At 44.8% G+C, this 21,875-nt stretch carries 18 protein-coding genes; 6 read left to right on the plus strand and 12 right to left on the minus strand.

Annotated elements, in window-relative coordinates; genetic code table 11:
- Positions 1-198: 198 nt before the first annotated feature.
- The 5 genes from OL444_RS16960 to OL444_RS16980 form a co-directional block, all read right to left on the minus strand.
- Positions 199-831 carry a response regulator gene (locus OL444_RS16960; protein WP_264731286.1) on the minus strand — a complete coding sequence of 211 codons (633 nt, stop codon included), beginning with the start codon at positions 829-831 and terminating at the stop codon, positions 199-201.
- 12 nt (positions 832-843) lie between these two features.
- Positions 844-2,667: a sensor histidine kinase gene (locus tag OL444_RS16965; RefSeq protein ID WP_264731284.1), complete on the minus strand. Its 1,824-nt coding sequence runs from the start codon at positions 2,665-2,667 to the stop codon at positions 844-846.
- A 42-nt stretch (positions 2,668-2,709) separates the two neighbouring features.
- Positions 2,710-3,171: a hypothetical protein gene (locus OL444_RS16970; RefSeq protein WP_264731282.1), complete on the minus strand. Its 462-nt coding sequence runs from the start codon at positions 3,169-3,171 to the stop codon at positions 2,710-2,712.
- A gap of 844 nt (positions 3,172-4,015) precedes the next feature.
- Positions 4,016-4,714 (minus strand): LytR/AlgR family response regulator transcription factor, encoded by a 699-nt coding sequence (locus OL444_RS16975; protein ID WP_264731280.1) that lies wholly within the window; start codon positions 4,712-4,714, stop codon positions 4,016-4,018.
- Entirely contained in the window at positions 4,711-5,652 is a 942-nt protein-coding gene (locus OL444_RS16980) for a sensor histidine kinase (protein WP_264731277.1), read from the minus strand. The genes OL444_RS16975 and OL444_RS16980 overlap by 4 nt, the downstream gene beginning before the upstream one ends.
- A 222-nt stretch (positions 5,653-5,874) precedes the next feature.
- Here OL444_RS16980 and OL444_RS16985 point away from each other — a divergent pair, with 222 nt between their 5' ends.
- The gene (locus OL444_RS16985) at positions 5,875-8,265 is read left to right on the plus strand and encodes a TonB-dependent receptor (RefSeq protein WP_264731276.1); all 2,391 of its coding nucleotides are present in this window, start codon (positions 5,875-5,877) and stop codon (positions 8,263-8,265) included.
- Between the two features lie 86 nt (positions 8,266-8,351).
- On the opposite strand, the gene OL444_RS16990 is transcribed toward OL444_RS16985, so the two are convergent.
- From OL444_RS16990 to OL444_RS17000, 3 genes are all read right to left on the minus strand, one after another.
- Positions 8,352-9,188 carry an SDR family oxidoreductase gene (locus OL444_RS16990; protein ID WP_264731274.1) on the minus strand — a complete coding sequence of 279 codons (837 nt, stop codon included), beginning with the start codon at positions 9,186-9,188 and terminating at the stop codon, positions 8,352-8,354.
- 73 nt (positions 9,189-9,261) lie between these two features.
- Positions 9,262-10,167: a helix-turn-helix domain-containing protein gene (locus OL444_RS16995; RefSeq protein WP_264731272.1), complete on the minus strand. Its 906-nt coding sequence runs from the start codon at positions 10,165-10,167 to the stop codon at positions 9,262-9,264.
- A gap of 863 nt (positions 10,168-11,030) precedes the next feature.
- Positions 11,031-11,798: a nucleoside phosphorylase gene (locus OL444_RS17000; RefSeq protein ID WP_264731270.1), complete on the minus strand. Its 768-nt coding sequence runs from the start codon at positions 11,796-11,798 to the stop codon at positions 11,031-11,033.
- 180 nt (positions 11,799-11,978) lie between these two features.
- On the opposite strand from OL444_RS17000, the gene OL444_RS17005 reads away from it, so the two are divergent.
- Positions 11,979-12,302, plus strand: a complete 324-nt coding sequence (locus OL444_RS17005) for a DUF6660 family protein (protein WP_264731268.1) — start codon at positions 11,979-11,981, stop codon at positions 12,300-12,302.
- 76 nt (positions 12,303-12,378) lie between these two features.
- Positions 12,379-14,550, plus strand: coding sequence for a TonB-dependent receptor (locus OL444_RS17010; RefSeq protein WP_264731266.1), 2,172 nt, complete (start codon positions 12,379-12,381; stop codon positions 14,548-14,550).
- A 158-nt stretch (positions 14,551-14,708) separates the two neighbouring features.
- Here OL444_RS17010 and OL444_RS17015 read toward each other — a convergent pair whose 3' ends face one another.
- The 4 genes from OL444_RS17015 to OL444_RS17030 all read right to left on the minus strand — a co-directional run bounded on the left by OL444_RS17015 (position 14,709) and on the right by OL444_RS17030 (position 18,980).
- Positions 14,709-15,203 carry a cupin domain-containing protein gene (locus tag OL444_RS17015; protein WP_264731264.1) on the minus strand — a complete coding sequence of 165 codons (495 nt, stop codon included), beginning with the start codon at positions 15,201-15,203 and terminating at the stop codon, positions 14,709-14,711.
- Positions 15,204-15,210: 7 nt separating this feature from the next.
- Positions 15,211-16,881 (minus strand): alpha/beta fold hydrolase, encoded by a 1,671-nt coding sequence (locus tag OL444_RS17020; protein ID WP_264731263.1) that lies wholly within the window; start codon positions 16,879-16,881, stop codon positions 15,211-15,213.
- Between the two features lie 93 nt (positions 16,882-16,974).
- Positions 16,975-18,042 carry an alpha/beta hydrolase gene (locus OL444_RS17025; protein ID WP_264752026.1) on the minus strand — a complete coding sequence of 356 codons (1,068 nt, stop codon included), beginning with the start codon at positions 18,040-18,042 and terminating at the stop codon, positions 16,975-16,977.
- Between the two features lie 92 nt (positions 18,043-18,134).
- Positions 18,135-18,980 (minus strand): DUF4440 domain-containing protein, encoded by an 846-nt coding sequence (locus OL444_RS17030; protein ID WP_264731259.1) that lies wholly within the window; start codon positions 18,978-18,980, stop codon positions 18,135-18,137.
- A gap of 238 nt (positions 18,981-19,218) precedes the next feature.
- On the opposite strand from OL444_RS17030, the gene OL444_RS17035 reads away from it, so the two are divergent.
- The 3 genes from OL444_RS17035 (at position 19,219) to OL444_RS17045 (ending at position 21,809) form a co-directional block, all read left to right on the plus strand.
- Positions 19,219-20,115: a helix-turn-helix domain-containing protein gene (locus OL444_RS17035; RefSeq protein ID WP_264731257.1), complete on the plus strand. Its 897-nt coding sequence runs from the start codon at positions 19,219-19,221 to the stop codon at positions 20,113-20,115.
- 309 nt (positions 20,116-20,424) lie between these two features.
- On the plus strand, positions 20,425-21,222 hold the full coding sequence (locus OL444_RS17040; RefSeq protein ID WP_264731254.1) for an alpha/beta hydrolase: 798 nt from the start codon (positions 20,425-20,427) through the stop codon (positions 21,220-21,222).
- Positions 21,223-21,230: 8 nt separating this feature from the next.
- Positions 21,231-21,809, plus strand: a complete 579-nt coding sequence (locus OL444_RS17045; RefSeq protein ID WP_264731252.1) for a hypothetical protein — start codon at positions 21,231-21,233, stop codon at positions 21,807-21,809.
- The last annotated feature ends 66 nt before the right edge of the window (positions 21,810-21,875 follow it).

A 21,875-nucleotide genomic window follows, 5' to 3' on the forward strand; every position in this document is an offset into this window, starting at 1 on the left:
TCTTTTCAGGCTTTTCGGAATCGCCTTGTCTGTTTTAATGCGCATTGAAGACATAACAAAGTTGTTACATTTCGGTGGTGGATATGTCAGGCAAAAGAGTGGTTTTAATCGATACCCCAATAGTGGTATGGGAAGCAAATAAAGGGTAGTACATACATGGGGATGGGGGACAATGCTCCATGCGGCTAAGCATATATCTTAGATAATTCCTTTCTCGATAGCTAGCATAATCAACTCGGCAGAGGTTTTAACATTCAGCTTGTGCATGATATTTCTTCTGTGGGTCTTCACTGTATGCTCACTAATATAAAGTGTATTCGATATAGCTTTTGTATTCATGCCGTTGGCAAGGCATTTTATAATTTCTTTTTCCCTGTCAGAAAGTTGATGCAGGTTATTTTTGACGGAGCTTTTACTTCTGAAAAAATCGAATACCTGATCATTGATCTTAGGGTGGAAATAATTCTTTCTTTCACTGGTGTAATTGATAGCCTGTATCAATTCTGCTTTCGATGCATCTTTGAGAATGTAGCCCTGAGCGCCTTTTTCAAGCGCATCTTTAATCTGTCTGATAGATTGATGCATGGTAAGCACAAGTACCGGTTTATCATACCCTTTGTTTTTCAGTAACGCCATACAGGCAATTCCGTTCAGGATAGGCATATCAAGATCCATCAGGATCACATCTACTTCAATAGTGTTCAGAATATGAGGCACTTCATTTCCATTCGTGGTAGTACTCACTACTATAATACCATCTGCTGGTTTAAACATCGCAGCCAGGCCTTCTGCGAATAAATGATGATCATCTACTATCAGTACCTTTATCATAATTGCACTTAATTAGTTGAGCATTGTTGAGATAACAGGCAAATCAATGTTTACGGTTGTGCCACTTGCAGGATTGCTGTCAAAACGAATCTCTCCATTAAGATTTGCGATCATTTCCCTTAAGCTATTCAGGCCCATCCCGGATTTGGTTCTTTCAGCTTCCTCCACATTAAATCCCCTTCCATTATCCTGCACCATTATATTTATGAGGTTTTCTTCATCGAAGCAGGTTAACAGAATGGATAGTTGAGTCGCCTCCGCGTGTTTGAGTACATTGCTTACCAGCTCCTGTATAATTCTGTATATGGTAATTTCATTTTTAGCATCGAGTTGCTGCTGACACATCGATGCAGCAAACTCCACCTCCATTTGGTTGGCCTGTTTCAGGTGTTGGGTTAATTCTCTCAACGCGGGTACCAGCCCAAAATTATCTGATATGCCCAAATTAAGGGAATGTGACAGGTTGCGCATATCAGCGCAGGCCTGGTCTACCAAAATGGTAAGTGTATGATAATTGGAGATGGCCTTTTCATCAATAGCATTCATATTCACTTTGATAGTAGCCAGGAGGCTGCCAAAGTGATTATGTAATTCATGAGAGAGGCGCTTGCGTTCCTGCTCCTGCCCCTGCACCATAGCTTGCAAAGCTTTTGTTTCCTGTACATTCAATAAGTTCCTGATTTTCTCATCATGCTGCTGATGCTGATTCTCTGCCATCAGCCGGGCATTCAAAAAACGTTGCCGGAAATACAGTAGTATCAGCACTGCGAGCAAGAGCAGGAAAATAACGATAATGATATACCCCCTGTTCTGCAGCTGACGCTTCTCCAACAGTACAATTTCTTTTTCTTTCAGGCTCACTTCAAACTCCGTTCTCAGGTTTGCCAGCTGTTTCGTGGTTTCCGAGTTTTCGATGCTATCCTTATAAACAACATACCGGCTTTGATAATTAAATGCCCTGGCATAATCCCGCTTCGTTCTGTAGAGTTCTGACAATAGGAGATAGGCATCCCTGAGCTGTTCTTTCATATCCAGCTCATGGGAAATGTTAAGTGCTTTAAGTGTATGCTTTATCGCTTCATCTGTATTACCTTGCTCTGCATAAATCCGGCCCAGCTTATTCCGATAGTCTGCAATGCCAAACTGATCTCCCAATGGATCAAGCATTTCAATGGCATGCAGCAATCCCTTCTCCGCATGATCATATTGTCCCTGTTTCCAGTTTACCAATGCCTTGTTGCCTACAATATAAGCCCTCCCTATATCAAGACCTATAGTATCAAAAATTGGAGCGGCTTCATTATAGAGCAACAAGGCAGAATCCAGTTCATTAAGTGTATAGTAACTATATCCCGTATTAAGGAGGTTGATGGCCAATTGCTCTTTATCGCCGTATCGTCTTATTATGTTAATGGCCTTCTTGTTATACAGCAGTGCGTTCTTTAGATCATGGTTTGCAACGTATGTATTGGCGATTTCCAGATAGGTGGTTGTCAGCCGCCTGTTCTCTCCGTGTTCTATCGCAAGACTTGCACTTGAGAACAGGCTTTCCAATGCCATCTTTAAGTTTCCCATTAATCTGTAAGCCACTCCTCTGGATTGAAGTCCTTCGATGGTATAACCTGTATGCCGGTGCGAAGAGGCCATTTTATGCAACTTGTCTGCATAAAGCAATACTTCATCAGGAGAGGAAGAGTAGGCAGAAATTTGTGCAAGGATAGTCATTTTAGACAATGCAGAAAGCGTATCATTTTCAGCCAGCAATAATTTAAGGCTGTCTGCTCTGTCCTGATGCTGGCCGATCACAATACCACAACTACCAAATAAAAGGCCCAAAAAGATTCCTATGATTTTTTGTCCATTCAACTTGCTTACGATTTAATCTTCACCGTGTCCCTGGTTAGCTCTTAATACCGGATCAATTGACAAATTCATTATTTTAATATCAGTTCCCTGCTGATATTGAAGTGCTGCTTTCAGAGAGAATACTAGTTTGCTATCATTCGGAGCTTTCTCAACAGTCACTTTAAAGCTTACCGGACGTTCTCCCGAATTCAGAGAGCTTATAATTTTTATTTCACTTTTTTCCATTTGCTTCAATTCCTCGAAATATAGCTTATGATCTGTGTACAATAGATGAGGAAGAATAGTGAAAAAAATATCCAGGTTCTCTCTCACCGGAATAGTAAAGCTTTGTATAGGATTTCCTAATGCCATGGAGCCCTGATCGAATAATCTGGTATTTTCAAGTACCAGTGCATCTCCACCTTTATCATGTATGGAAGCGTTGATAAGCTTATAGGTATCAATCTCTAAAAAAATATGTCTGGCGTCTGTCATGGATAGATATGTTTAATGGTTATTTAAAATGAATAATTTATTAAAGGTAATGGATGTGTTTCAACGCGAAATACCTCAAAAGGGGTATTAGTGGGTTAATGGTAATAGGGATAACTACTGTTATGCCATTTCCAGGTTTCCGTAACTGGTGGCATTGTTAAACTCAGGAAAATCAGATAGTATTGTATACCAAGGGAGCTTGGAATACAATTAAAGATACTTTGTTTATCTAAAAAAGACAAAAGCAGGCTGAACAGAAATCTGACAGCAGCCAGTATTCCTATCATGACAATCAATAACTCTTTTGCAAGCATTGAGCCTGGCAAAAAAAGCCTGCTGTTTTCTACCTTCTGAATTGTCGTCGATCTTGAGGCGGAGGTTTGAATCGATTCGTTTTATGTGGAGCAATGAGTTCAACTCCCTGTATGCCTGTCTTTGATCGGGCGAATCACTGTCATAGGCACGCTCCTCCATAGGTTTTCCGGGCTATCTCTTTTCCATGTAACAAAGATCCGACAATTTGATCCTTTTAGGCATTTATGAAATAAAAGCTGGTAACAATCCGAAGGCATGTATGGAAAGAGCTACACATCTTCTTATAAAATATAATAGCGGTTCAAGCTAATTTCCGCTTACTGTTGCGTCGTCACATTTTTAATGTGTGCCTGGATCATCTTAAGCTGGTATCGGTTGCATGGGGAAATCTGGAATTTGCAGTAGTAGAAAAAGAGAAGGATGTAACAATAAAACCTCCCATGCCCTGAAGGTTTTATTGTTAATATGAAATGAGGGATTTATATACCCGGATATCTTACCTGGTACATAATCATAAATAACTATTGTATTAAGAACGACCTACCCATTCACTCACCATTTTCCGATAGGTTTCTCCGATAGGGAGATAAGTGCCATCCGTCAATTGAATCTGATTGCCTTCAATGACTTTGATTTTATTCAGGGGAATAATGTACGATCGGTGAATACGAACAAACTGATTGGTGGGGAGCTTTTCCAGCATATCTTTCATATTTTCCAATACCATGATTTTTTCGTCGCTGGTGTGAATCCGGATATAATCCTTGAGGCCTTCGATATACAGAATCGAATCGGGTGCAATTTTATAATGCTTCCGGTCAGCTTTCACAAACAGAAAATCGTCGGTATCCGTATGCTGAAAGGTTTGCTGCCAGCGATTATACTTTTCTATACTCTGATAAAACCGGTTGAAAGTAACCGGCTTTAATAAAAAGTCGATTACATGAAACTGATAGGTATCCAACGCGTATTGCGGATAAGCAGAAATAATGATAAAATTATGTTTCTGATTAAATAGCTGCATGAGTTCAATACCGGTGAGCTGCGGCATCTGGATATCCAGGAAGATCAGATCTACCACCTCTTTGTTCAGTATTTCGATTACTTTAAATGCATCACTGCCTGCATACAGCGTATTGAACTGCGGAAACTTGGTAACATAATCTGCGATGAGTTTTACCGCAAATGGTTCGTCGTCCAGTATAATACAATTTAATTTTCTCTTCATCTTAATTTTATTGATAATTCTGCTGTAAACCAATTTTTTTCATTGGTTAAATGTAGCTGGTGCGTATGTGGGTAGTGAATCTCCAGTCTTTTCTTTAGATTGTCGAGCCCGATGCCGCCTAACTTATCTTTCTTCTGTGTACCAATTTCGTTTTTTATTTTAAAAATAAGCTGTTCTTTGTTGGCGGTAATCTTTATATCTATAGGATGCTCGTTGGAGGTGGTCCCATGTTTTAAGGCATTCTCCACTAAGGGAGACAATACATAAGGAGGAATCAGGACGCTCTCATTTTCGATTTCACTGATAAAATTTATATAGCCGGTTTCGTGGTGCCGTAATTGTTCCAGTTCTATATAGGCGTTGATGTAATTGATTTCATCCCGTAATTGAATTTTTTCCTTTTGTGATTCATAGGTGGTGAACCGCATGATCTGGCTTAGCTTTTCAATAGCGGTCAATGATTTATCCGATTGAAAATACACCATGGAATAAATGTTATTCAGGGTATTGAATATAAAATGCGGATTGATCTGGGCCTTTAGAAATTTAATCTCGATGTTTTTATTTTCTTCCAGGATCACCTGATTGTACTCCAGTAGCCGGATGAAATAAATGCCCAGCCAAAGGAAGGAACTGAAAATAATGGGCATACTGCTATAATGCAGGTTGTCGAGCATATAGTTGACAAATTCGGGATTGATGTAGTTTTCCCGGTCAAACAGCATTTTGGTAATCACCTGCTCTGTCAGCCACCGGGCCCCCGTGAAAAACAGGTAGGAAATGAAGAGGCCTGCCAGTAGCTTTCCCCACCCAAAGGATCTGAATACCTGCTTCATCACGATGAAATAGTGAAAGTAAAAGGTGCAGATAAATACAATCGCGTAGGTCATATAAAACAGGTCGGGGATCGATAACCGCGCATTGATTGGGTTCTTCACGAAGGTAAAATACGCGGTAAGTACCCAAAATATGAGATGGATGATCGTTTCAGTCTTTTTTGATAATGTCCCCTTATAAAGCATCTGATTGTTTTTACAAAAGTATTGATTTTGAGAAAGATGTAAAACCGGGTTTGTAGATAAACGGGAGGGGTTTGTCGATAAAAATAGTTTATAGGACCTGTTCCATAGACTTTTGTGTCACATTTTAACTCACAGCACATGAAACGGATTATCTTCTTACTGGCCATCATTTTGAATTATTCCTACGCCTTCAGCCAGCAATTTTCTGTCAAGGGAAAAGTTGTCGGCCAACAAAAAAATCCCCTTGCATTTATGTATGTCACTTTGCTTAAAAACGATTCTGTACCCGTTCAGCAGACCATGACAGATACGTTGGGATATTTCTCCATGAAAGCCGGTAAGGGTAATTATCGTTTGATCATAAAACAATTTGGAAAGGAATATAGCAACAGTAGCCTCCTGTTAGATAAGGATATGGACCTGGGGGTAATCGAAGTACAGGAAGGTACGGCACTGCAAGGTATCACCATCACCAGCCGGAAAAAGCTTTTCGAACAGAAAGTAGACCGCCTGGTGTTTAATATAGAAAATGCCGTAATGCCAACAGGAGGTACTGCACTGGAAGCCCTGAAATCCACGCCAGGTATCCGGGTACAAAATGATGATATCTCCATTATAGGCAAAGGAGAGGTAATGGTCATGATAGACGATCGCCTGCAAAGAATGCCGAAGGAAGACCTGGCAAACTTTATGAAATCCATTCCGGCCGCTAACATCAAAAGTATAGAGGTGATCACCACGCCGCCGGCAAAATACGAAGCGGAAGGTAACAGCGGATTAATCAATATTAAACTGAAAAAGGCAAAGGCCAATTCATGGGATGCCACCATCGGGGCGTCTTATACGCAGCGGACCTATGCCAGCGGAAACCTGCAGGGGCTGTTCAACTATAATCACAATAAACTTTCGCTGCAGGCCTCTTTAAACAAAGGGAAGGAGCGGTTACTGACCACCTCTGAGCAGCAAATATTTTATACAAAGGAGCGCTGGCAGCAAGAGGTACGTAACAGATCTGAAAGTGATGTAGTGAGCGCCGGCCTGGGCATTGACTATAAACTGACGACCAAATGGACAACAGGTATCAAGTACCTGGGTAGCTTTACAGACCGTACATCCGCTAATCAGCCGTTTACGACCCGCTTCAATAATGCAACCGGCGCCGCGGATGGTTTCGTTGTATCAGATGTAAAGGGTAACAACAAACCTAATATGAATGCCCTTAACTGGTACCATGCCATTGCTTTGGATACGTTGGGAAAGAATATTACAGTAGACATTGACTTCTTCGATTACCGGAAAACCGATGACCGGTTCTTCTCCGGCAATGAGCTGGCACATAACAAAAGTATTATGCCAGGCTCCTTCTTTGCTTCTGCCAACACCAATGTCAACAGCATCAAAAACTATTCAGCCAAGACGGATGTAACCCTGCCTTATAAATGGGCTAACCTGAGTCTTGGTGGCCGGTTTTCCTATACCAATACCAATAATGACCTGGTTGTCTACGATCATCATACCGGAAAGCCTGTTTTCAATACCGATCAATCCAATGTGTTTAATTACAAGGAGTATAATGAAGCGTTGTATTTTTCTGCCAGTAAAAAAATAACCGATAAATGGGAAACGCAGGCGGGATTGCGGATGGAAGCTACACAGACCAAAGGCTACTCCCAAAACCTGGACCAGATGAACGATAATAACTATATCAAACTGTTCCCAACGGCTTATGTAACCTATGTGCCAAACGATAACAACTCTTTTTCACTCAACTACAGCCGCAGGATTCGCAGACCGGATTTCGACTACCTGAACCCGTTTGTGGTGCGCAGCAACCCCTATTTTTATTCAGAAGGTAACCCGTTTTTAAAACCATCCTATATCGATAATCTGGAATTCTCCTACGTGAAAAACCAGCAATGGGTAAACTCCGTGTATTATTCACGGGTGACCGATTTCGGACAGGAGTTATCAATTGTAAATGAGGCTACCAACATTACCAGGCTGACACCGGTGAATTATGCCAATACCTATCAGCTGGGCTTTTCTACGTCTTACAATATGAATAAGTGGGCATGGTGGAATAGCCTTACCGGTTTTAATGTGAACTATCAGCATGTGAAATCCAAAACCAGCTTTGTACAATCTGTAGATGGATACAATGCCTACATCTATACCAATAATGATTTTACCCTGAACCGGTCGAAGTCTGTTTTTGTAGGTGTTAACTATGCTTTGCAGTTACCAGGTCGTTACCAGATCTTTCATATTGCATCCTTAAATATCCTGGATGTTTCGATGAAATTCTTATTGATGAATAAGAAACTCACGCTTACGGTTACAGGAGAAGACCTGCTGAATGCACAACGGCCCCTTATTACTTATTATTCCAATGCCGTAAAGAATACGGTTCGGTCTTATGGCGATAGCAGGGGAGGAAGGATTTCCATCAGCTATAAAATAGGCAGCAGCAATATGAAGTTAAAGCAACGGGATTTTGGTAATGAAGAGGAGCGGAACAGGGCGAATTAAGGTTCACCGGTGTTTTAGAAGCCCCACGCACAGCGTGGGGCTTTATTTTTTATACCATAGTAACCGTGTCAGACTAATATGGCATCTTATCTAACATAATCCGTTGAAAACGACACCTCCCTCCAATCCTCCATTTGCTCCTGCAATTGGGCTATTTTATTTTTTGCACGAAGGAAGGCATCACTACCCAGAAACAAGTCAGCAGGAGGGTGGGGGCTGGCTACCAGCTGCAGGAATATATCTGCCAGCTTATCCGGATCGCCTGGTTGTGTGCCGTTCATGCTATTCAGTTTGTGATGGGATTCCCGTAAATGGGCATAGTCTGCTATCTGATGCTTGTTGTAGGCAATAACATCTGCCTGGGCAAAACTGGTTCTGAATGCACCGGGCATCACATTGGTTACGTGGATGCCCAGCGGTGACAGATCATTGACCAAAGCGTTGCTAAGACCACTCACGGCAAATTTTGCAGCGCTGTATACCGACCAGCCGGTACCAGGTGCAAAGCCTGCAATCGAGGAGATATTGATGATATGGCCGGAGCGTTGTTGCCTCAGATAAGGCATTGCCTGCTGAATCACACGAATGACCGCAAAAAAATTAACCTGAAAGTTATCATCGATTTCCGCCGGGGTGAGTTCTTCCAGTGCGCCACCTAATCCATAACCGGCATTGTTTACTACTACGTCCAACCGGCCGAATTGCGCCATGGTTTGCTGTATGGAGGCTGCGATAGATGTCTCACTTTTCAGGTCAACTTCCAATGGCAAGAAGTTGTCGCCTGCCGCGTTAAATGCTTCAAATGTAGTAATGGCGCGCGATGTAGCGGCCACGCGGTCGCCTTTTGCCAATAGTGCTTTTACAAGCGATAATCCCATTCCCTTAGATGCGCCCGTGATGTACCAGACTTTTGATTGACTCATATGTTGTTTTAGCACAAAATTACCGGAAGGACGACTTCCGTTTTTGTGGTAAACAAACCATTGTTTGTCAAATTCAAACCTGTCTGAAATCAGAAGGACTGAGGGTGGTCTGCTTCTTGAAAAAGTGATGGAAGTGAGCCTGATCTTCGAATCCCAGTACATAGCCGATCTCGGCAATGTTCCAGTTCGTATGCCGTAGCAATGCTTTGGCTTCTGCTGTAATACGCGCAAAGATAAGCTCAGTGGTTGTGTGCCCCGTTGTTTGCCTGATGGCGCGGTTAAGGTAGTTGACATGGATGGAGAGCCTTTCCGCAAAGGCTTTGGGAGAGCGCAGTTCAAAACGCTGCGAGGTTGAGTCAATCGGGAACTGCCGCTCCAGCAATTCTGTAAAAACAGCTGTCACCCGGGCTGCCGCATTGGGGTGTTCAAAGGAGCTGCTGACAGGCTGGAATTTCATCGCTAAATAGATTAGTTCGCTGACGTAGTTCCGGATGAGTTCATATTTATAGAGATAGTCTGTATCAAATTCTCTGAGCATTTTTTCAAAAATGCTTTTCAATTCATTGGTGTTGGCGTCATCCAGGCTAAACACAGGCTGTGCGCCCGCCGTGAACAAAGGCAGCTGGCTTAGATTCAGCCGTAGGTTCTCTTTGAAAAACTCATCTTTGAATACACAGAAATAGCCGCTGGTATCAGCCGTCAATGGCTCATAGGTGTAGGGTGTCCGGGGATTAAAGAATAGGAGCGTATGCCCGCTGATGGGAATACTGGTGTTACCGTAATGGAAAATATTATCTCCCTGAAAAAGCATAATCTTGAAGAAGTCTCTACGGATAAAAGTGGGCGAGGTGGTGCCGGTACGCAACCGGTCTTCAATCCTGAAAACATTAAACTGTCCGATGTTTTTTTGTAAATCTTCGGGCAGGCCGCCATATTTATCCTGGTAGAACTGTTCGAGAGACACGGTTCCTTTTGCCATAAAGTGATATGATTTGCAAAGTTGAAACTTTTTCCTGAGATACGGATTACATTTTTTACCGCAGTGACATGATGTATATTTCTTCTTTGTTTAACTTTAAAAGCATGTTATGAAAAAGAAATTAACAGGTAAATGTTTGAAAAGAAATGCAATGAAGGCGATTACAGGTGGTGCGAGCGGCGTAAAGCGCTCCCAGTGTTTTGACTTCTGTATGGATGGATGCACTAACACACATAGTGCTGGTTACTGCAGGATAGCTTGCCAGGATATTTGTGGTTAAGAGCGTAGTCATCTGAGAAATTTATACCTGAAAGGTAGGAAAAGGTGTCTCATTTTGAGGCACCTTCTTTTATTACATTTCCTGGTGGCTTAAAAAGCTGGTACAAGAATAGTTCCCGGAGGTAAGATGGGAGCCATCCCGTATTACGCGCAAACGTAGCAAGTAACGGGTGGAGAGCAACAGGCTGCTGTTTCTCTGAAAAGCATACATACTGCGGAACTACATTTTTTATCGCAGTGACATCATGTATTTTCCTGCTTTGTTTAACTTTAAAAACATGTTATGAAAAAGAAATTAGCAGGTAAATGTTTGAAAAGAAATGCAATGAAAACGATTACAGGTGGAGCGAGTGGCGTAAAGAGCTCCCTGTGTTTTGACTTCTGTATGAATGGATGCACTCATAGCACCCATAACACTGAATATTGCAATGTCAGATGTCAGGAGATTTGTGGTTAAGCAGGTAATCGCATGCGTATTGTTTACCTGAAAGGTAAAGCAGCAGGTGTCTCAGGAATTATTTTGAGACACCTTTTTTTATTATAGCAGCAGCAACAATAAAGTAGTTGAGATAGCTCCGGAAAGATTATCCCGCCAGCACATCTTTTGCCATCCTCACGGTCTGTAAAATTGCCTGTTGGGTATCCGCCGCATTCAGGTGCTGGTCCCATTCTTCAAAGGTGACATGATCGCTGATCACGAACATGGCGGCCATATCTACCTTTCTGAAAGTAGCTACCGCAAACATAGAAGCAGCTTCCATTTCCACGGTATCAATACCTGCTTGTTCGTAGTGTCTGATCTCACTGATCGTTTCTCTGTACATGGTATCTATCGTCCAGGTACTGCCGATACGGAAGTTCGCATGTGCCGTTTCCAATGCCGCTTTTAGTTGATGGGTCAACGCAACGGATGAATAGGCATAATCACTGGCTTCCAGATAGTGATAGGAAAGGCCTTCATCCCTGACGGCTTTTTCACATAGGATGATCTTCCCGATTTCATTGAACTTTTGCAGGCCGCCGGCATGCCCGAGCATCACAAACTTTGTTACGCCTGCTGCAATCAGTACTTCCAGCAGGTGGGTGCTTGCCGGCCCCCCAATTCCGAAATTTCCCACGATGGCCACCTCGCCGGAAGTATCCTCGAAATAATAGATATCGCAGGTCCAGAACCGCTTTTTGGTGACGTGGTAAAACTCGCTGATGTGCGCCAGTATGTATTCTTCATAACATACGATCACCCCTTTAGGTACTTTGAAGTTTTCCAGTTCTCCCTTTTCAGCGTTGAGATGCTGTAATGGACTAATGATCACGGCATCATTCATTTTTTTAGGAAATACAGGTACGCTCATGGCTTACAAATTATGGGTGCAGTTTTTTTTGTTAAGATACGATTTTGGCGGATGCTGGTCATGTTAAAATGACTTTTCTGTTAGCCGGATATGCTATCATGGCTGATTGTAGCTATTGTGTGTAGATGAAAATCAGGAATACGATTGCGTAGCAAGCAAATCACCCCTATATTTGCTGCTATGAAGTGGTTGGTCATTATCCTCTCCTTGTATGTACTCACACTCTCCGCCATTCCGTGCTGTGGAGATGATTATTGTTGTGAGGAGCAGGCAGTGCTGATCGGCTGCGGCCAGGAGCACCAGGATCATGATGACCACAACAAACCAGAACTACCCTGCAGCCCCTTTTTCTCCTGCAATACCTGTCATGGGGTAGTGGTACCAGACATCACTAAATCGGTGCCGGAGGGCGTACCGCTGCCCAGGAATACCTACTACGATCATGCCGCGCAACCCCTTCCCGAATTTGCGGCATCCATCTGGCAGCCTCCTCAACTATGCTGAATGCTTCCTGTTTTTCGATGTACCATGCTTTCCGCGTGGTGTACGTTGCTATTATTTGATTTATACCCAACACCAAATGTTTAAAACACCCAGCACGATATTATTACTGTGCGTTGCCCAACTGTGCCTGGCGCAAAACACATTCACCGCATTTATAAAAGACGCAGACAGCAAGGAAGTCCTGGTCGGCGCCACGGCTGTACTCACCGGTACCAACAAAGGTGCGAAAGCAAACCATTTTGGCATGGTTACCATCAGCGGCATTCCCAATGGACGGCAGGTGATTACCTGCAGCTATGTTGGGTATCAGGAAAAATCTGATACCTTTTCTTTCCCGCTGACAACGGATACGGTTACTATCTACCTGGAACACGCCGGGGAAGAAATGGAGGAGGTGGTCATCTCTTCCACCCGCAGCAATCGTAGTATCCAGGACATACCTACCCGGGTTGAGTTTATTGCCGGAGAAGAACTGGAAGAAAAAGGCAACATGAAGCCGGGTGACATTCGCATGATGCTCAACGAAAGCACCGGTATTCAAACGCAGCAGACTTCAGCTACGTCGGCCAATTCCAGTATCCGCATACAAGGTCTGGACGGTCGTTATACGCAGCTCCTGAAAGATGGATTTCCCCTCTATGCTGGTTTTTCCGGTGGTTTAGGCTTGCTGCAAACACCGCCACTTGATTTGAAACAGGTGGAAGTCATCAAAGGAGCCGCTTCCACCTTGTATGGTGGCGGCGCTATTGCCGGTCTGGTGAACCTGATATCCAAGGTGCCGGAAACAGAACGGGAACTTCGCCTGCTGATTAATGGTACTTCCGCCGGCGGGTTGGACCTCAACGGATTTTATGGCCAGCGGTTCAACAAGGTGGGGCTCACCGTTTTTGCTTCCCGGAATAGCAACAAACCCTATGATCCTTCCAACACGGGATTTACGGCCATCCCGAAATTTGAACGATATGTATTCAACCCGAAGTTGTTTGTTTATTTCAGCCCGAAAACCCGGATGAACCTGGGCGTCAACTTCACGACGGAAGACAGGACGGGTGGCGATCTGCTATATATCAAAGGCAGCGGCGACAATATCCATAGCTACTATGAGAAAAACAACAGCAACCGTTTTTCCACCCAGTTTTCATTTGATCATACATTCAGTGAAGGGAATAGCCTGACCGTTAAAAATTCCGTTAACCGTTTTAAACGGACCCTCTCCATGCCCGGTTATGTGTTTGACGGGCAGCAGTGGTCTTCTTATACGGAAGCTACCTATAACCGGCAGCGGGAAAAGATGGACTGGATAGCCGGCGTCAATGTTTACACGGATAACTTCCGGGAACAGCCAACGGAAAACCTGTCCAAACGCAATTACGATCAAAACACCGTAGGCGCCTTTGTACAAAATACCTGGAGGACTACCGACTGGTTACAGCTGGAAAGCGGCCTTCGGGGCGACTATGTCATTGATTATGGCCTGGTAGTGCTTCCCCGCGTGGCTGCCCTGTTTAAGCTTTCGCCGGCACTATCGTCCCGTATAGGGGGTGGATTAGGATATAAAACGCCTACAATATTCACCGAAGAAACAGAACGCCTGCAATACAGGGCCGTATTACCCATCCACGCCGATATCAATAAACTGGAGCGCTCCTACGGTATCAACGCTGATCTGAACTACAAAACGGCATTGTTTGACGATAAGGTAAGTTTCAGCATCAATCAGCTGTTTTTCTATACCCGTATCAATCATCCGTTATTGCTTAAAAGCGCTCCTGGTAATCTATACCAATTGGTCAACGTAGATGGGTTCATCGATACCAAAGGTTGGGAAACCAATGTCAAGTTCGGCTATGGCGACTTTAAGCTATTCATCGGTTATACCTTTACGGATGCCCGCCTGAACGACAATGGTAGCATCCGTGAAAATCCGCTCACGGCCCGTCACCGCCTGAACAATGTGCTGATGTATGAAAAAGAAGACAAGTGGAAAATCGGGCTGGAGGCTTATTATTACAGCAAACAGCTGCTGACAGATGGTACCACCGGCAAGCCCTACTGGATATGCGGATTCATGGCAGAAAAGCTATGGGAGAAATTCTCCCTGTTTGTGAACTTTGAAAATTACCTGGATACCCGGCAAACCCGTTTCGATAGTATCTATACCGGTACCGTAACGCATCCCGTTTTCAGGGATATTTACGCGCCGCTGGACGGTTTCGTGGTCAATGGCGGCCTGAAATTAAAGTTGTAGAGCCGTTAATTGAATGACAGACATCAAAGGGCCTGTTTAAGGCCCTTTGATGAAGTTAGCCTTTGAATGTGTACCGGAAAGATCAGCTGTTAACGATTTATAGCAGGGAAACTTTGCATGTGGAACGTTATATATTGGAGTAGATAATACCCGGATCATTACCGGGAACTGCTGTTGTACTCCTCATCTGTCACGGGTTGTAGCCATACAACAGGCCCTCGCTGCGTATTGGGGCCGATCGCAACATGGGTAAGGGTACTGTCATTGCTGGCGCCATGCCAGTGAATAACATGGGGTGGACATTTTATTACATCCCCGGCACGTATAACCCGCCTGGTTGCTCCCTTTTCCTGATAGTATCCCTCACCGTGGGTTATCAGCAGTATCTGGCCTCCGGGATGGAAATGCCAGTGGCTCCTGGCGCCGGGATGAAAAGTAACATTCCCTATGGAAGTGTTATAAACCGTATCAAAAGGTACCAGCATTTGTAGCCATGCAGTACCGGTAAAATTGCCATTGATAATTGTTTTATCATGAGGGAACATGGTATCCGGAAGCTGCTCCTGCACTACTTTTGGCGGCTTCTCCTCATCACCACATGCATACATAACGATCATTAACAGTAACATTACTGCAGTAGCACATCGATTCATACGGGAATTATTTAAGATACTGACCAAAAAAATCAGACAGTTTTTTCACTGCCTGCGGTACATATTCCGGCCTGTCGTACATATCGATATGGGATGCGCCGGGAACTTCAAACAACTCTTTGGGTGCAGCAGCCCTGGCAAAAGCATCGTCGCTGAAATAACGGGAGTCGGCTTCCTGACCGATAATCAGCAGGAGGGGGCGGGGGGAGATCATGGCTACATGGTCCAGCGCTGTAAAGGCCATTAGCTTATCCAGGCTGGTGAATACATACTTATTCTGCGAATTGGGATGCTGTCCCCGGGGTGTCCGGTAGTAGTCATACCCTTCCTGGTACATGCCGGTTGCGCCAGCCGGAATTTCTTCACGGGAGTTAAATACATAATTCACGTACTTTATTGGTGCTCCCTGCGCTTCCCGTGTCCGCTGTTTACCCACTTCATCGAGGCGTTGTTGCAGCTGTGGTTTTAACATGCCTTTCAGTCCCTCACGTCGAAGCTGGCCCAGATCTACCATGCTGACAGTAGCCACGGCTTTTAACCGGTGTTCCGTTTGCGCCGCTTTGATAGCAAAACCGCCACCTGCACAGATTCCCAGCACACCGATGCGGTCCGGATCAACCGATGGATGGTTGCTCAGATAATCAGTAGCTGCGCGGTAGTCTTCTGTACGCACTGCCGGGTCTTCCAGGAATCGGGGTTCTCCGCCGCTTTCTCCCTGATAGGACGCGTCAAATGCCAGGGTAATGTATCCCTGCTCCGCAAGTTTCTCTGCATACAATCCTGCTGTTTGTTCCTTCACACCACCGGCCGGGTGTCCTACCAGTATAGCCGGGTACCGTTTATGCCGGTCGAATTGCTTAGGGAGAAACAGATGGCCGGCAACAGTAATATTTTGCTGGGGAAATGTTACCTTTTCCATAGTCATACCATTTTTTGTTTTTATGATATCAGCAGTTGTTGTGTTGAATAGCTCAGGTAGTATGCTTGTCACAGTACTGCCTTCCCGCCATCCCACTTTGGTGGATATCAGGAATGCCACACGCCGCAGCTGTTGTTCCGACAATCCAACATTCCTGCCTACCTGCAGATGAGACCGTAGCTGTGCCGCCGTACCATCCATACTGGCCAGGGCCGAAATAGTGGCTATCTCGCGGTGCTGATAATCCAGGTTGTCTCTACCGAAAATATCCGCAAACAAGTGCTCCTTTAAAAAAGTATCTATAACAGGAACATACTTTTGAGGGGCGCCGATGTTCGTTGTACCGGTTAACTTCGTCTGTACTTTTTTTCCAAATGCAAACTTTGACGGGATGAACCTGGTAGCTGCAGGTGTATTCCCTGCTGCATCATTTATTCCGCTGTGTTGTCTGTCGTTCACAACTTTCTCCAATGTGCCGATGGCGTTCAGGCTTCGGGGAAACCCTGCATAGGCATACAACTGCACTAGTATTTCCTTGATATCATTGACAGGCAATCCCACATCTAATCCGTTGTTCAGCGCCTGGCTCAGGTATGCCTGGTTGCCGGTTGCGGCATATGCCGCGATAGGAATGATGCTTTCCTGCCTGGCTGTAAGTACTTTGTCTGTATCGTTTTGTTGTTGAGCCTTCGCGGTTCCGCATATGCATGCAAACGCCATGAACCATGCTCCCGGAATAATATTTTTGAATAGTTTCATTTACTCGCTTTTATTTCAATAAATGGATGCTACGCAGCCATGCTACTACTTTTATTGATGATGATTGCGACAATCGTTTTTATGAATAACCGTTTAATCAAGTCCTTTCTGCCGTAAAAATGCCGATAGGTGATCGGCAATCTGCATATTGTTTAGGTCCGAAAAAGGAAAATGGGTGTTGCCATGAATCCCAATTTCCGGTAAATGAACCAGCGTAACATCGCCACCGTACCTATTCACTACATCCCGCCATCTTCGGGCAACGGCCAGAAATACCCGCCATTGTTCCTGTCCGGGATTCGTACTCGGACTATCAGGGATATTGTCACCGTAATAAATGACGATGGGAATCCTGGTGAGTGCCTGAAACTCTTGTAGCGTAACAGTAGCCGGCCTGATAATACGCCCGCCTAATAGGATGGAGTCTGGCGCTTCTCCTTCCGGAAATATAAAGTCACCGCCTGGTTCATAAGAAACAATGGCCTTGATATGCGGATTTTTCAGCGCTGTACGCCAACCCAGCCCTCCGCTTTGCGAGTGGGTTACCAGAATGCCGTCGCCAATCTTATTGAACAGCGCAGATACAGCATCCATATTTACTTCCGGATTATAAGGGCCGATGTTGGGCGTCGTTTGCCGGAAAAATTGATTCAATGCTTCCGGATCTTTGGAGAACTGAACGCCAGAATAAAAGTCTGGCCATACGCCTAAACGAAATATCCCAAACCATAGTTGATCGTCCGCGGTGGGGATAAGGTGAATGGGCTGAGGGCTTTTCCCGCCATGCCCCCGTCTGGGTTGATCGATCAGGTATACCGGGAATCTTCGCCGCAGGAAGATGGTCTGAAATCCTTCCCGGCCATCCGGTGTTGTTTCCCATGTTTTCGTGGACTGTCCATGTCCGTGCCAGCATACCAGGGGCAGTTTTCTTGGATACTCCGGTATCTGATAAAAAACATAGGCGTGATCTACATGAAGTGTTTGACCTGCAGTGCTGGGATTAACCGGATTGTAAGCGCCATCTTTGATCGGATCAAAAGCCCCGGGATTGATTACAACAGTGCCGCCTATTGCAAAACTGCCTTGTTGCCGCAGTACTAATCTTCCTGTATCGGCGCCCGACTTGCTGACAGCGCAGCCACCCATGAATACAGGGGCCATCAACAATGCAAAATATATATTCCCTGATACCCTACGGATAAGCATAAACGATATTTTAACCGGTATGAAAAGTATACAACAAAACAGCGTCATTATTTAGTTAACAGCCGGGTAAAAGACAGGGAGCCTAACGACCAGCCATTTTCCTCCTTTATATACACTTCCGTTACCACAAACGGATTGGTGACTTCATGGCCGCCGACAACAGCCAGCAGTCGTATTTTACTCAGCAGAATAGCCGTATTACCGATCAGTTGTACCGTAGTTTCCTGAATATCTGCCTGCTTATACTGGATGGATCCTGTTTTAATGACCTGTAGTTCCTGCATTCGGGTCATGGTTCCTCCCATGTGAACGAAAACTGCTTTTTCATGGAACAGCGCATCCAGGGAATCAATCTGGCGATCTGCCATCCAGTGCCATTTTGTTGTAGAAAGACGGATGATTTCCTGCACGTCATTTTTAGGATGCTGATCGGAATGATTTATCTGGTTATATGCTTCCCGGCTAACCTTCCCGGACCAAATTGTTTTTCCTTTTTGTGCCGGAGATATGGCCACATACGCAAAGTCGCTGTTCTGTGTAGCGCCGTGCCAGTGTTCCACCCCCGGTGTACATTTTATAACATCCCCTTTATGCACGATTTGCACCGGCTTGCCTTTCTCCTGATAATACCCGCTGCCTGCTGTGATAAGCAGTATTTGTCCACCGGGATGCATATGCCAATCCAGTATGGAGGCCTGTTTGTATGTGGCGCCTGTTATGTTAAAATCGAAACTGCTATCAGCCTTCACGAACTCATTCAGCCAGATCGTTCCGGTGAAATTGTCTGTATTCGTGGCCATTTCCCCTTTCGGGAAAACAGGAGCCTCCTGGGCTGTCACCTGTAAAGACAGTATCACAAAAAACAATACGGTGAGGTTTTTTACTATTCCCATATGCTTGCTTTAATTATTTAGATGGTCGATGACGTTCCTTATAATGACCGGCTCTGATAAGTACCAAAATCAATCTTGAACGTCGTTTGATTTGTCTTTACAAAGGTGATGCACATTTTCGGGTTCATGCTTATATCAATTACGGGTCTTATTACCATTATTACCGAAGAGCGGGAATCATGCAGTAGCCGACCTGATTATTCCGTAATTTTAACAGGAAAATACCAGGGGTTGTTTTATGGATAATATGCTGAAATTCAACACAGTTAGCGATTATAATGCTTTTAATAATAATGAAACGCTGCATCCGCTGGTCAGCGTAGTGGATCTGTCGAAGGCGCATCCCAGGAGCGGTGCCCGCATGTATTTTGGATTTTATACCATCTTTCTGAAAGAAGTGAAATGCGGTGATATTACCTATGGCCGTAATACATACGACTACCAGGAAGGTACGCTCGTGTTTTTGGCGCCGGGACAGGTAGCAGGGGTAAACAGCAATGGGGAGATGTATCAGCCTAAAGGGTATGCATTGGTATTCCATCCGGATTTAATACCTGGTACATCGCTCGGACGAAGGATCAATGATTATACCTTCTTTACTTATGATACGCGCGAGGCACTGCATTTATCTGAGCGGGAGCGGCAGATCGTGATGGACTGTTTTTCGAAAATCAACTATGAACTACAACATGCGATTGATAAGCACAGTAAAAAACTGATTGCCTCCAACATTGAATTATTGCTGGATTACTGTGTAAGATTCTATGACCGGCAGTTCATTACCAGGGAACACGTATATAAAGGAGTACTGGAACGGTTTGAACAGCTGTTGAATGATTATTTTGAATCTGATAAGTCCCAGCATCTGGGATTGCCGTCAGTTGCTTATTGTGCGGGTGAGTTGAACCTGTCCGCCAATTATTTTGGCGATCTGGTGAAGAAGGAAACCGGAAAGACGGCACAAGAGTATATCCAAACCAAGATTATCAACATCGCGAAGGAAAGAATATTTGATCTGGATAAATCTGTTAGCCAGGTGGCTGGTGAATTAGGGTTTAAATATCCGGCGCACTTTACCCGTTTGTTTAAGCAACGGGTTGGTATTACTCCCAATGAATATCGGATGCAGCAATAATAATAAAACGATACCCTCCAATACCAGTTTGTTTGGTTATTTTTTATAGGATAACTCCCCACTGATTAACTCCCTGATTTTTTGTCATGGCATGATGCTGCTATGCGAGGGCGAAACCCTGGCCTGAAAATACACGTCCACCAAACCCTCCATTTCTCACAACCCAAGGTACCATCGCACGCGGAAACCCTTATCTGAACAGGTGCCACCTTATCTGATGACCCGTTTGGATGGAACGGCTTTGATAGTTTTGCCGCTATGAAATGGCCATGACTTGGGCCACATCTTTTACTTTAAAATCGCGAACAAATGAAATTATGTAGTACCTGGCTCCTGGCAGGATGTCTGGTTCTGGCCCTGTTGTTTTCGGCTTGTAAGAAGGAAACCATAGAGAAAAGCCGGATAAGGGAATTTAGCCTTACCTCCACTGTGAATGGCGGGAACTATGACATTAAAGTAGCCTTACCGGAAAATTATACGCCTGCCGGGAAATACCACACGCTTTATGTGTTGGATGCAAAGCTGGACTTTGATATGGTGGCGGTGGAGTGTCAAAAGCAGGCCCGTAGCCATCACCGGGAAGTGATAGTGGTAGGTATCGGCTGGGGCTATAACCGCCTCGACGACTATACGCCGACGCCCAGTAATATTGGCAACGGCAGCGCGGACACCTTTATCCGGTTTATAGAAACGGAGCTGATTCCCCGCATAGAAACGGAATTTCATGCAACTCCTGCCCGGGCAGCCCGGGGAATATTAGGCCATTCCGCCGGCGGATTATTCGTGGGGCATTGCTTTACAAATCACAACCGGGTATTTGCCAGCTACCTGTGTCTGAGTCCTTCCTTCTGGTACGACGATGCCATTGTACTCAGAAACGAACAGGCCTATCGGGAGCAGAACAGGAAGGGAAGCGGCACTTTCTTCCTGGGGCTGGGAGAGATGGAAGAAAAGATGCGTCCGCCGTTTGTAGGTTTTCGCAAGGCCCTGCAGACCTACTATCCAAACTATGCGCAGCAGGATTATATCGCGCCCGGGAAAGGCCACCTCGATTCTAAAAAGACGAACATCAGCAAGGCGCTTGCCTTTTTCTTTGACAACATTTAAAACCACTTATGCGAAACCATTTTTTGATTTGCCTGCTGCTGTTGACTGCCAGTGCATCCGGACAAACCCCATCTACCCGATCATCCTTACCTGGTCTTGCCATCAAACCTGCTATCGGGGTATTACCCTGGGGCCTTCCGGTAAAAGGACTGGCCTCCCTTTTATTGGAATATCCCATAAAAGGAAACTGGGTTGTAGGGTCGCATACTATGTTAGCGAGTGCTGTGGCTAAAAACACCTACAACATTGAAACGAATTATAGCCTGCAGTTCTCGCAGAAATTCGGGGCAGGGTATACGATGACCGGGCCGCAGAAATTTGTCCGGCTTACTGTGCTGGCCATGGGCGGTGTACGGCGGGTGGCGTTCAAAGAAACGCTGGACTACCCGGGTTTGGAAAAGATCACTACCAAATCCAGCACGGTATTGCCGGATGTGGGATTGTTGCTGGACTGGTCGCTCGGAAGAAAACGACATACCTTCAATACCAGGGTTTATCTGCCTTTTTATCCTTTTGAGGGGTATCCTGTCAGCACTTTCCAGCAGATCAGTATAGAGGTAGGCGTGGGTATACAACTGGCACGATGAAAAGTAGTGTCATCAGACACCACTAAACCAGCTAATACTCCTTATATTTGGTATTTCAGACATTGC

It is taken from the genome of Chitinophaga nivalis (assembly GCF_025989125.1).
Lineage (GTDB): Bacteria > Bacteroidota > Bacteroidia > Chitinophagales > Chitinophagaceae > Chitinophaga > Chitinophaga nivalis.